This is a genomic window from Cytophagia bacterium CHB2, from assembly GCA_030263535.1.
In the GTDB taxonomy this organism is placed as follows: Bacteria; Zhuqueibacterota; Zhuqueibacteria; order Zhuqueibacterales; family Zhuqueibacteraceae; genus Coneutiohabitans.
Genome location: SZPB01000216.1, coordinates 1 through 11,142, shown reverse-complemented (window position 1 = coordinate 11,142; position 11,142 = coordinate 1). Strand labels below are relative to the sequence as shown.

General features: G+C 55.0%; 8 protein-coding genes. All 8 read right to left on the bottom strand.

All coding sequences use genetic code 11. From position 1 onward, the window contains the following. Positions 1 to 206: 206 nt before the first annotated feature. Positions 207 to 833 carry a bifunctional phosphoribosyl-AMP cyclohydrolase/phosphoribosyl-ATP diphosphatase HisIE gene (locus tag FBQ85_19035; protein ID MDL1877231.1) on the bottom strand — a complete coding sequence of 209 codons (627 nt, stop codon included), beginning with the start codon at positions 831 to 833 and terminating at the stop codon, positions 207 to 209. 167 nt (positions 834 to 1,000) lie between these two features. Continuing rightward, positions 1,001 to 1,912, bottom strand: a complete 912-nt coding sequence (gene hisF / locus FBQ85_19030; protein MDL1877230.1) for an imidazole glycerol phosphate synthase subunit HisF — start codon at positions 1,910 to 1,912, stop codon at positions 1,001 to 1,003. 46 nt (positions 1,913 to 1,958) lie between these two features. Then, on the bottom strand, positions 1,959 to 2,690 hold the full coding sequence (gene hisA, locus FBQ85_19025; GenBank protein MDL1877229.1) for a 1-(5-phosphoribosyl)-5-[(5-phosphoribosylamino)methylideneamino]imidazole-4-carboxamide isomerase: 732 nt from the start codon (positions 2,688 to 2,690) through the stop codon (positions 1,959 to 1,961). A 103-nt stretch (positions 2,691 to 2,793) separates the two neighbouring features. Next, positions 2,794 to 3,399, bottom strand: coding sequence for an imidazole glycerol phosphate synthase subunit HisH (gene hisH / locus FBQ85_19020; protein ID MDL1877228.1), 606 nt, complete (start codon positions 3,397 to 3,399; stop codon positions 2,794 to 2,796). Between the two features lie 377 nt (positions 3,400 to 3,776). After that, a complete protein-coding gene (locus tag FBQ85_19015) occupies positions 3,777 to 5,048 on the bottom strand; it encodes a PAS domain-containing sensor histidine kinase (protein MDL1877227.1) in 1,272 nt (423 codons plus the stop codon). 255 nt (positions 5,049 to 5,303) lie between these two features. Continuing rightward, positions 5,304 to 6,290 carry a bifunctional oligoribonuclease/PAP phosphatase NrnA gene (locus tag FBQ85_19010; protein ID MDL1877226.1) on the bottom strand — a complete coding sequence of 329 codons (987 nt, stop codon included), beginning with the start codon at positions 6,288 to 6,290 and terminating at the stop codon, positions 5,304 to 5,306. Positions 6,291 to 6,420: 130 nt separating this feature from the next. Continuing rightward, the gene (locus tag FBQ85_19005) at positions 6,421 to 8,622 is read right to left on the bottom strand and encodes a hypothetical protein (protein MDL1877225.1); all 2,202 of its coding nucleotides are present in this window, start codon (positions 8,620 to 8,622) and stop codon (positions 6,421 to 6,423) included. 117 nt (positions 8,623 to 8,739) lie between these two features. Next, positions 8,740 to 11,142, bottom strand: a 2,403-nt coding sequence (locus tag FBQ85_19000) for a valine--tRNA ligase (protein ID MDL1877224.1), incomplete at its 5' end; no start/stop codon positions are given.

The following is an 11,142-nucleotide window of genomic DNA, read 5'->3' as shown; positions in this document are numbered from 1 at the left end:
GCGAATGCACGCCAATAAACGCGAATTTTAAAATTAGCGGATATTCGCGTTTATTGGCGGTTCCCCAAATGAGTAAGTTATTTAAATGGCGTTCCTAAGGTCTTGGGAAAAGATATTCAGGACAAGTATCACAAAGGCGGGAACTACGGATTTGCACAGAACCTTTTGCAGCGGCTGTCAATGAAAATCCGCTCACGCCGTGGTTATTATTTTCTGCGCCGGGTTAGTTCCTTCGCAACTTCCCCCAAAGAAATGTTCCTGGCGGCCAGCAACACCAGCAGATGATATAGCAAATCCGCAGTTTCAGAAGCCAACCGTTCATCCGGTTCATTCACGCTTGCCAGCGCCACTTCCAGCGCTTCTTCCCCCACTTTCTGTGCGATTTTTTTCACGCCTTTATTAAATAACGTCGTGGTGTAGGAACCTTCCGGCATCTTACGCTGGCGCTGCTGAATCACTTCTTGCAGTTCCGCAAGAATCTGCGGCAGAGACGAGGTTGCTTCGTTTTCTTCATTCAGCGCGCGATAAAAACACGTACGCTCGCCGGTGTGGCATGCCGGTCCGGCAGGAATCACCTGCACCAGCAGCGCGTCAGCATCACAATCGAATTTGATTGACACAATGTGCTGTACGTTGCCAGAGGTTTCGCCTTTGTGCCACAGTTGCTGGCGGCTGCGGCTGAAAAACCAAGTTTCGCCGGTGTCAAGACACTGCTGCAAGCTTTCACGATTCATGTAAGCAAGCGTCAACACCTCGCCGGTTTCCGCGTGCTGAACGATGGCGGGAAGGAGGCCGCGCGGGTCAAACTGCAATTCGTTGAGATTGACAGGCATATTTTGTCTACTCGCACTCGCCTTGACTTTCGGTGAAGTTTTTATCAAGCACACAGCTCCTTGATTTGCATAAGAACATCATCTTGTCATTCCGAAGGAATCCTGTGAATTACTCGGCGCTGTGCTTCATACTTCACAAGATTTTTGCAGAATGACAAAAAGCCTGACTATGGTTTCTTCGGTTGCCTCGCATCAGGATATTCACGCAACACGTTGCGAACATAGATCCCATTTTGCTCCAAATACGCCTTTGTCTCCCGAATACTCAATTCGCGGTAATGAAACAGCGAGGCCGCGAGTACGGCATCTGCTCCGCCGATCGTGAAAGCCTCGCGAAAATGCTCCATAGAACCAGCGCCGCCGGAGGCAATCACCGGAATTTTCACGCTGTCTGCCACGGTGCGCAGCAATTCAAGATCATAACCCTGACGCGTGCCGTCGCGATCCATGCTGGTCAGCAAAATCTCTCCAGCGCCGAGTTGCTCGCCTTGTTTGGCCCAGGCAATCGCATCGAGGCCGGTGGCGATGCGGCCGCCGTTGATGTAAACCTCCCAGCCTGGGAATAAATTCCCAGGCTCATAGCTCAAGTCACCTGAAGGTGACTGCCCGTTAGAGGCATGCAAGTCGCCTTTAGGCGGCGTTGGCTCTGAGCGTGGGGATTGATCCCCACGCGGATTTTTGCGCTTCGCATCAATTGCCAAAACCATGCACTGGCTGCCAAATGCGCGCGCTCCTTCTCGTATCAAATCGGGATTGTTTACGGCAGCGCTGTTCACCGAGACTTTGTCCGCGCCGGCGCGCAAAATATCGCGCACATCTTCTGCGGTGCGGATGCCGCCGCCCACAGTGAAGGGAATGAACACACGGCTTGCGACTTCGCGGATCATGTCAATAACGATCTGGCGCTTGTCGTGCGAAGCAGTAATGTCGAGAAACACCAATTCATCAGCGCCCTCGGCGTCGTAGAACTGTGCTTGTTCCACCGGATCGCCGGCATCGATGAGATTGGTGAAATTAATGCCTTTGACAACGCGGCCGTCTTTCACATCAAGACAAGGGATGAGGCGTTTGGCGAGCATGATTCTCTCATGAGGTTAGCAGATTATCGACCCAACACCTGGGCGCTCAAGGCGCAGCAACGGTTCGCAGCGCCTCTGCGAGCGTGAATTTTCCCTCATACAACGCCTTGCCCACGATCACGCCTGCCACACCCTCATTCTCCAAATCGCGTAACGCGCGCAAATCTTCGATAGTCGCAACGCCGCCGGAGGCAATGACGTTCAGTTTGCTGCGCCGCGCCAATTCGGCTGTGGCAGTGAGATTCGGGCCGAGCAGCGCGCCGTCGCGCGCAATATCGGTGTAAACCGTCCAGCGCACACCCAGGCCGTGCATGCGCTGCGCAAAAGGAATCCCTTCGATCTCCGAAGTGTCCGTCCAGCCTTTGATGGCAACGCGGCCGTCACGGGTATCGATGCCGGCGGCAATTGCTTCTGCGCCAAAGCGCGCCAGCGCCTGTTCGATAAGTCCCGGGGTATTGAGGGCTGCCGTACCGATGACGACGCGCCTGGCGCCGGAGTCGAGCATCACTGCAATGTCTTGCAAGCTGCGCATGCCGCCGCCGGTTTGCACGGGAATGTCGACTGCTGCAATGATTTTTCGAATCATTCTACGATTGCCGCCGCTGCCCGAAAAGGCCGCATCGAGATCGACGACGTGCAGCCAGGGCGCGCCGGCTGCGGCAAATGCTTGCGCGATTGCAACCGGATCATCGCTGTAGATTTTCTCAGAGGCTGCCTCGCCGCGCAACAGCCGCACGCAGCGTCCGCCTTTCAAATCAATGGCAGGGAAAATGAGCATGGACAAGTCGCCGTGTTATATGTTGGAATGGAGATTTCGGATTGCGGATTGACGATTGTGAATTTCGATAATCCAACGATCCCGGACTCCAACACTCTCGGAATTAGAGATTGACGAAATTGCGCAGCATCTGCAAGCCCACGCGCTCGCTTTTTTCAGGATGAAATTGCACACCGTAAACGTTCTCATGCCAAATCACGGAGGTGAACGTGCCGTCATAATCCGTTTCCCCGGCAATCACCGCGCTCTGTGCGGGAATCACGACATAGGAATTTGCGAAATAAACGAACGCGCCGTTCTCGACATTCTCAAACAGGGGACAGGTGGTGCGCTGTTGAATTTGATTCCAACCCATGTGCGGCACTTTTGCAGAAACGCGCAACCGGCGCACGACGCCCGGCAAAATATTCAAGCCCAGGTGATGGCCCATTTCCTCGCTTTCGGAGAAAAGAATCTGCATGCCCAGGCAAACGCCGAGCAACGGCGTCCCGGCCGTGACAGCATCATGAATGGCGTCGATCAATTCACGTTCACGCAAATTGCTCATGGCGTCGCCGAACGCCCCCACGCCTGGCAAAACAAGTTTGTCAAATTGCTTCAATCGCTGCGCTTCGGCTGTTAGTTCCGTCTGTGCACCGGCGGTTTGTAAGGCTTTCTGCACACTGTGCAAATTGCCCATGCCATAGTCGATAATTCCAACACGCGTCATCATTCCGTCGTAGCCCATTGTTCAATCTTATCAAGAAAATGCCAACCGCGCTCAGCTTTAGCGGTTAGGCCGCCATTGCAATAAAACTATTCTTACTCTACATGCAAAAAAAGAGAGTCTGTGTCAAGGAGAATGTTGTGTCGGGCGGGAATTGCCGGGAATTGGCGATGCGACTAGTCGTTTGGCAGGGGAAGGCAATCTACTTTCGTTTTCTTAAGAATATCCCAATGTACAGCGCCTTGGTGATTATTGTATCATCTTTACTTGTTGTCGTTATTGTTGAAACCTGTGAAGTTATGAAGGATAGCGCTGAGTACTTCACAAGATTCCAGCGGAATGACAAGTTGGAATTTCGTAGAAATTAAACTACCCGTGCCCTAAGCCGCCAGGGCAGAGGTTTCCTCGCCGCGCAGTTCCAATTTTGGCAAGGTGAAATAAACCGTTGTGCCTTGCTGGGGAACCGATTCCAAACGGATCATGCCGTGATGATTTTCCACAATGCGCCGCACGATGGCCAGGCCCGCGCCGGTGCCGGCAATGTGATGCGCGTGCGGGCCGCGCTGGAAGAGTTCAAACGCCTTGGCCTGAAACTCCGCCGGCATGCCCATGCCGTTGTCGCTCACCCAAAACACGTGAAAGCGCGGCTGTTCCTGCCAGCCGATCTCGACGCGCAGGCGCGCCTCCGTCCGGCGATACTTCAACGCGTTGCTTAGTAAATTTTCGAAAACCGCACGCATCGCCGGAGGGTCTACCAAAAGATGCGGCAAACGGGGCGGCATAATGATTTCGGCTTGCTCGGTTTTTTCAGGTGGAATCATTTTTTCGCCATGCCAGGCGACTGCCCATTCATAGACGCGCAAATCATTGAGCACGCCGTTGATCAATTCACGCGCGTCACACCATTCCAGTTTTGCGGCGCTGCGGCCAAAGCGGGAGAATTCAAACAAATCAACGATCAAGTTTTCCATCACCCCGGCGTTGTGCAGAATCCGCTCGAGAAAATGTGCATGCTCTTCACCGAGCTGAGGCCCCAACTCTTCGCGCAGGAGATTGGCAAAACCTTGCATGGAAACGATGGGCGTTTTCAGGCTGTGCGTGACCAGATGCACATAATTTTCCAGCTCGTCGCTGCGCTGCCGGAGTTGTTGCTCGGCCGCCCGCCACGAGGGCAACTCATGCAGAATCGCCAGAAACGCTTCGGGCTTGCCGTTTTGATCCGGCACACACGAAATCGACAAGCGCACAGGAACGTTTTTTCGGTTTTGATGCGTGACAATGGTTTCGAAATCCTGAATGCCTTCGCGCTCACGGCGCATGAGCAGCCGCAAGCGGCGCAATTCATGCCGCGGCAGAAGCATTTGTAGCGGCCGGCCGATCATGCTCGCGGCGCTATAACCGAGCAGTTTTTCCGCGCCGCGGCTGAAGAGGCGAATGCGTCCCTGCGCCGTCGTGCAAATGATCGCTTCGACGGCATGCGCCAATAATTTTGAAAATTGATCCTGCGCCTCGGTTTGCCAGTAGCGGCGCTCGGCATGTTTTAAAAGCGGCGGGGCTTTTTGCGGCGAGTAGCGCGAAAGCGGCTGCGGGCTTTCGGCGGTTTGCAGATCTGCGCGCGCGATTTCTTCCGCGCGAACGGGGCTTGCACTCATGACATAACCTTCCTTGCGAATGCCGGAGACAAGAAAAGCATCTTCCCCCAACAACCTTCCCGATGCCGAACCAACCGGCGAAATTACGGCTTTGCCATTCAGAAGCAAGCGCGAAAGCAATTGTTACGAAGATTTAATTCGAAGTACGCGTCACCCGGCAAAGGTGCTTGCCCTGATGCAATAAAAATAAAAAATGCTGCGACTGCTAAAGCCGCAGCACCTAAAAATCGAAACAAAACTGCGCAGGCGTGGCGATTAAAACAACGCTTTTGCCTCTTCAATCACTTGCGGCACAACGTCTTTCAATGCGCCGTCAACCATTGCACCCGCGGCAAATTGATGCCCGCCGCCGCCAAATTGATTCGCCAGGCCGTTGATCACCACGCGCCCCTTGGAGCGGAAGCTGATTTTGGTTTTGGCTTCTTTCGTTTCCAGAAACATCAGGCAAATCTCAACGCCGCTGATGGTGCGCGGAAAATCCGCAAAGCCTTCCGTGTCATAGGGTTGGGTATTTGTCGCTTTCAGCGTGTCTTGCGTGATGACAAACCAGACCAGGCGCCCGTCTTTTTCAAATTTCAAATTGTTCAAAATGTAAGCGAGCAGGCGCATTTTGTTGGGCGGCTGGTTTTCATAAACATTCTGATAGACTTGATTGGGATTCACACCCGCCGCCAACAGATCGGCAACGACGCGATGCGCCTCCGGCGTGGTGTTGGAATAACGAAACGAGCCGGTGTCGGTCAGCAGCGCGGTATACAACGCCTCTGCAATTTTGCCGCGCAAGTTTGCGCCCAGATGAATCAGCACTTCATAAATCAATTCACCGGTGGAGGAGGCCGGTGGGTAAATGACGTCGAGATCAACGAACGATTGATTGAGCGGGTGATGGTCGATGCAAATTTTGGGAACCTCGAGATTGCGCAACAACTCGCCCAAGTCGCGCAGGCGTTTCCAGTCACTGATATCGAGGATGAAAATGGCGTCGCTTTCACGCACGCTTTGTTCGTGCTGTTCCGGCTTATAGAGCTGAATATCGCCGAGCGGATCGAGGAATTCATAGTTGCCGGGCGTCTCACTGTGATTGTAGATCATCACCTCTTTGCCGAGGTAGCGCAGATAAGTTGCAAGCGCGATTTCCGAGCCAATGCCGTCGCCGTCAGGATTGACATGGGTGGTGAGAATAAATTTCTTGTTGGAGGTAATAATGGATTTGATTTGCTGCAGTTCAGACTTTGAAATCATCTTATACCTTGGGCTTCCTCTAAAAAATTAGCATGATCAGACTATTTCCATCGAAGAGCAGCGAACCCGGGATCATCAACTCGTATCCGCCGGCTCTTCGTTGCAACTCCGCGCCCCCTTGCCATTGCCGTTATTGGGCAACCGTCGCTTTGCCAAAACCGATATTGCCGTTGGCATCATTCACTTTCACGGCCAGCACTTTGCCGGCTGCGCCTTCCGGCAGCGTGATGCGATAGCTCTCGCTTTTCTGGTCGGACACGTGATCGACCGGATAGGCGAGCTGCCATTCACCGGCATCGAGGCAATACCAGGCTTCAGAAATGCGCGAGAGGCGATCATTTGCCTGAAAGGAGGCAACATGCTTCGCGTTTTCCAGCTTGACGGCAAGCGCGCCGATTTCCGGCGGCGAGTTATCAATAGTAAACACTTCACTCGTCTTTTGCGCAATCTTCGCCAGCTCCGTCGGATTGCCCAGCCGGTCGCTCACCGTTATGCGCACTTGGTATTCACCGTCCGGCAAGGCCTGGCTGTCAAACGTATAAACCGAGCCGCGATATTTCTTAATCAACTCGCGCCACGCTGCTTCGCCCCAGGCGCGAATCTCCACGTGAAATTCGAGCGGATCTTTGTTGTCGTCGCGTGTTTTCCAGCCGATGGAACGCGCGCCTTTTTGCGTCACTTTGCGCCCGGCCGAAGGAGCCGGCGAGGCCGTGACAGACGAGCCGGCGCCGTCGCTCTCGGCCGCATGATCATTGGAATTCTGCCGCGCATCGGGAAACGCCTCGCCCGGCTCATAGATACGAATTTGTGTGATCTCCGGGGCGATATTCGCTTGCAAGTAAGACACGCGCACGTCTTTCACCGCCGGTGATTGCCCGGCTTTGCCCTGCAACACAACTTTCCATTGCAAAAAACGCGCAACCGGACTGGCAATTGCGCCCGCGCCCTGCACGGCAACCCAGTCACTCCAGGTTTTGTCCGGCTTGCCGGTGTTGCCGCTGCGCGTCAGCACGCTCACGCCTGCGGCGGCATTCGTTTGCCAACTGACGCCGCCCCATTGCGCCGGCGCAGAGGCATCGATTACTTCCGAAACATACTCACCCTGTTCGCGCATCGCTTGCCGGAGAAGCTGGGCGGTGCCGGGGTTCGCCGTGGTTAGTTTGATCTGATCTTTTCCCTCGGGCGTGAACGACGTGATCTGACCGGCTTCGGATTCCAGCAAGAGCGTGCGGCTGCCGTCTTCATTCAACAAGAATACTTTGCCCTTATCGCCGGTGCCAACCAGCACGTGAAAGGCTTCGTCTTTCGTGGCAAACACCGAAGTCAACAGCATGGCATGCACGCGTTCGGCGCGTGACGACCAGATGGTTTTGGCAATGCCGCTGGGCGAAATGCGATAAATCGCGCCCAACCCGCCCTCGCCCAGCGTAGCGCCGGCAGACATCGCCTCGGGTGCGCCCAGCGCCGGTTCACCGCCCGCGGTTATGACAATCGCATTTTCCTCATCTTCTTCGCTGGCGACAATCGTGGCCGCCGGGGTTGCGCCCGGCGTGGGCGCGGTGGGAAGAAAGAGCGCCGCGCCGCTGGCTGCTGCGCCGGCAAGATAAAGATCGCCGCTTGTGTGCAACGCCAGGCTGTGAATTTCCGCAGACGGGGCGTCATACAACACCGTTACTCTCTTATCGGCAGTCAAACGGTACACATAGCCGTTGCCGCTCGAACCGGCATAAAGCACGTCGGCGTGGCTATCCCACAACAACGAGCGCAGATGCGTTTCCTCGGTTTCAAAAAACGCTTCGGCCTCGCCTGTGGGCGACAACCGCAAAATGCGGCCAGGTTCGCCGGTGGCAACGAACAAGGCGCCGCCTTTTCCCGGCTCCAACGCCCAAACATATTTTGCCTGCGGCTTGTGGAATAACTGGGCTTTGCTGCCCGAAGAGTATTTGTAAATCTGGCCGTCGGGAGAGGTGGCAAAATAAAGCGCGCCGTTAGCAAACGCCATTGCCGTCACCGCGACTTCACTGCCGGCGAAAACCGTGTCCGCTTTTAGATTGTTGCCGAGACGAAGCACAAGCGCAGGATTGCCGGCGCCGAGATAAAAGTTGCCTTGTTTATCCGAGGCCGCGCTCCAAATTGCCGGCACGCTGGCACGAAAGATTTCCTGCGCGGCAGGCGCGAGTTTGAGTTGGCCCAGAGCGTCAATGGCTACGCCTTGCGCCTTGCCCTTTTCCAATTGTTCCTGTGTTGAGAACGTTTTGAAGGTGGAAGAAGCTGCGAGAAGACTCGTGGCAATAATTCCGATCAAAAGCCATAAACATTTGCGATTACACATTGGGTTCCTGAAGACGTTGAGAGTTTCTAAAGAAAACATGCTTTTTCACTTTACACCTTACACGTTCAACTTTTGTGAAAGGTGTAAAGTGTACGGTGTAAGAATAAGGTTTTTCGCTTAGGCCAGCGCATGCAACCGTTCCTGCAGCGAGACAATCGTCGCGCTCACTTTGGCGGCTTCAGCTTTGGTCGATAACACAAATTCCGGCTTGGCTTGCTGCAGAAAACGTTCGTCTTGCAACTTTTGCTCGAGGCGCGACAGGCGTTGCTGCTCAGTGGCAAGCTGTTTGGTCAAGCGTGCGCGTTCGGCTTCGGCATCAGCCTGGCTCAAGCTTACGGCCACGGTGAATGCGGAGTCAACGGCCACCACGGCATTTTGCTTGGCGGTTGCCGATTGCCGCGGCGAAGCCTCGATCACCGGATCGGTTGTCCGCGCTAGCCGTGCAATAATCTCGCGGCAGGCTTCAAAAATCTCAACAGACAGGCGCGGCTGAATCAAGACATCGACTTTTGCGCTTTGTTCAATCTCCTTCTCCGAACGAATGCGCCGGATCTCCGTGAGCAAACGGACCACAGCGGCCACGCCTTCGGCATCCTCCGGCCACGCGTGCGCCGCATTTGCCGCCGGCCATTCTGCGCGAATGAGCATGCCGGGCCGCTGCAATTGCGACCAGACTTCTTCGGTGACAAATGGTATAAACGGATGAAACAGCCGCAAATATTGCTCGAACGTGTGCAGCAACACCGCCGGCGTTTCTGCGAGCTGTTTTAGTTGCTCGAGTTTGATCGCTTCGAGATAAAAATCACAAAATTCGCCCCAAAACGAGATGCGAATATTTTCCGAGGCATCATTGAAAGAATAAGTCGAAAGGCGTGCGTCGGTGAGCTCGATCAACGCTTTCAAGCGCGCCAACATCCAGCGATTCACCGGATGCTTGATCGTCGCCGGCAAAGCGCTATTGGTTTTGCCTGCAATGCTGCGCTCCACTAACTTTGCCGCATTCCAAATTTTATTCACGAGGCGTTTGCACGCGATAATTTGTTCTTTGGAGAGTCGTGTGTCGCGCCCGGCCGAGCTGCTCAGAATCATGGCCAGCCGCAGCGGATCCGCGCCGTGCTCTTCGATCACCTCCAGTGGATCGATGCTGGTTTCCGGCTTGGTTTTCGACATTTTCTCGCCGTCCTTGTCCAGCACCATGCCGTGCAAATAAACCGTGCGGAACGGCACCTGGCCGGTGGTGTAGGTCGTCATCAAAATCATGCGCGCCACCCAGAAGAACAGAATGTCGTAGCCGGTTTCCATCACCGAAGTCGGGTGAAAACGCTTGAAATCCGGGCTGCGCTCGAGAATCTGCGACAGCGTGAGATTGTCGTTCGCCGCCAGCTTGGCATCGACCAGCGTGCTCCACGTCCACAACGCGGAAGAGAACCAGGTGTCGAGCGTATCGGGATCTTGTTCCCAACCTTTGCCCTCGGGCTTGCGATGGCCCACGTAGAACTCTTCCGGGCCGCGATACCACGCCGGAATGCGATGGCCCCACCAGATCTGGCGCGAGATGCACCAGTCGCGCAGGTTGTCGATCCAATGAAAATATTTTTTCTCTTCATGATCCGGAACGATGCGAATCTCGCCAGATTCGACCACGGCCTTCATCACTTGTTTCAAGCTGAGCAGTTTGCCGCGCCAGGGTACGGCCGCTTTGTTCACGTCAATGAACCATTGCGCTTTCGGCAGCGGCTCGATCGGTTGCTTCGAGCGATGGCAAATCGAAATGGGCTGAACGTAGGTTTCGATTTTTTCGATTAAGCCGGCCTCTTGCAAATCGCGCACAAATGCCTCGCGGCATTCGTGCACGGTCATGCCGGCATAGGGTCCGGCGGCCTCGGTCATGCGGCCATCTTCGCTGATCACTTGAATCAGCGGCAGGCCGTGTTTGCGCGCAATCTCGAAATCAACCTGGCTGTGGCCGGGCGTCACGCCCAGCGCGCCGGTGCCGGTTTGGGGATCGACAAACTCGGGTTCGGCCACGACGCGGATCGTAATCGTGGGGCCTTTGGGCCAGGGCACCTCAATCGTTTGTCCGATGTACTGCTGCCAGCGCGGATCATCGGGATGCACGGCCACGGCAGTATCACCCAATTTCGTTTCCGGCCGGCTGGTGCCCACGAGAAACGGGCCATAGCGCATAGTATAAAATTTCGCTTCGCGCTCGACGTGATCGATTTCATCATCCGAGACCGTGGTTTGCAGGGCCGGATCCCAATTCACGATGCGCGGGCCGCGATAGATCAAACCGTCGCGAAACATGCGCGCAAACACGGCGGTCACGCAGCGCGAAAGCTGCTCATCCATGGTGTAGCGCTCGCGCGACCAATCGCAGCTTGAGCCCATGGCGCGGATTTGCGCGCGTATCGTGGCTTGCGAGTTGTCGACATAAGCGATAATGCGCCGCACCAGTTCTTCGCGTCCCAAAATTTTGCCGGGATCGTCACTCCCTTCATTTTGCAATTTTTTGATAAC

What these genes read in the sequence shown, in the direction of transcription:
- FBQ85_19035 (MDL1877231.1), bottom strand. Translation starts at nt 833, where the DNA reads ATGCCTGTCAATCTCAACGAATTGCAGTTTGACCCGCGCGGCCTCCTT.
- hisF (MDL1877230.1), bottom strand. Translation starts at nt 1,912, where the DNA reads ATGCTCGCCAAACGCCTCATCCCTTGTCTTGATGTGAAAGACGGCCGC.
- hisA (MDL1877229.1), bottom strand. Translation starts at nt 2,690, where the DNA reads ATGCTCATTTTCCCTGCCATTGATTTGAAAGGCGGACGCTGCGTGCGG.
- hisH (MDL1877228.1), bottom strand. Translation starts at nt 3,399, where the DNA reads ATGACGCGTGTTGGAATTATCGACTATGGCATGGGCAATTTGCACAGT.
- FBQ85_19015 (MDL1877227.1), bottom strand. Translation starts at nt 5,048, where the DNA reads ATGAGTGCAAGCCCCGTTCGCGCGGAAGAAATCGCGCGCGCAGATCTG.
- FBQ85_19010 (MDL1877226.1), bottom strand. Translation starts at nt 6,290, where the DNA reads ATGATTTCAAAGTCTGAACTGCAGCAAATCAAATCCATTATTACCTCC.
- FBQ85_19005 (MDL1877225.1), bottom strand. Translation starts at nt 8,622, where the DNA reads ATGTGTAATCGCAAATGTTTATGGCTTTTGATCGGAATTATTGCCACG.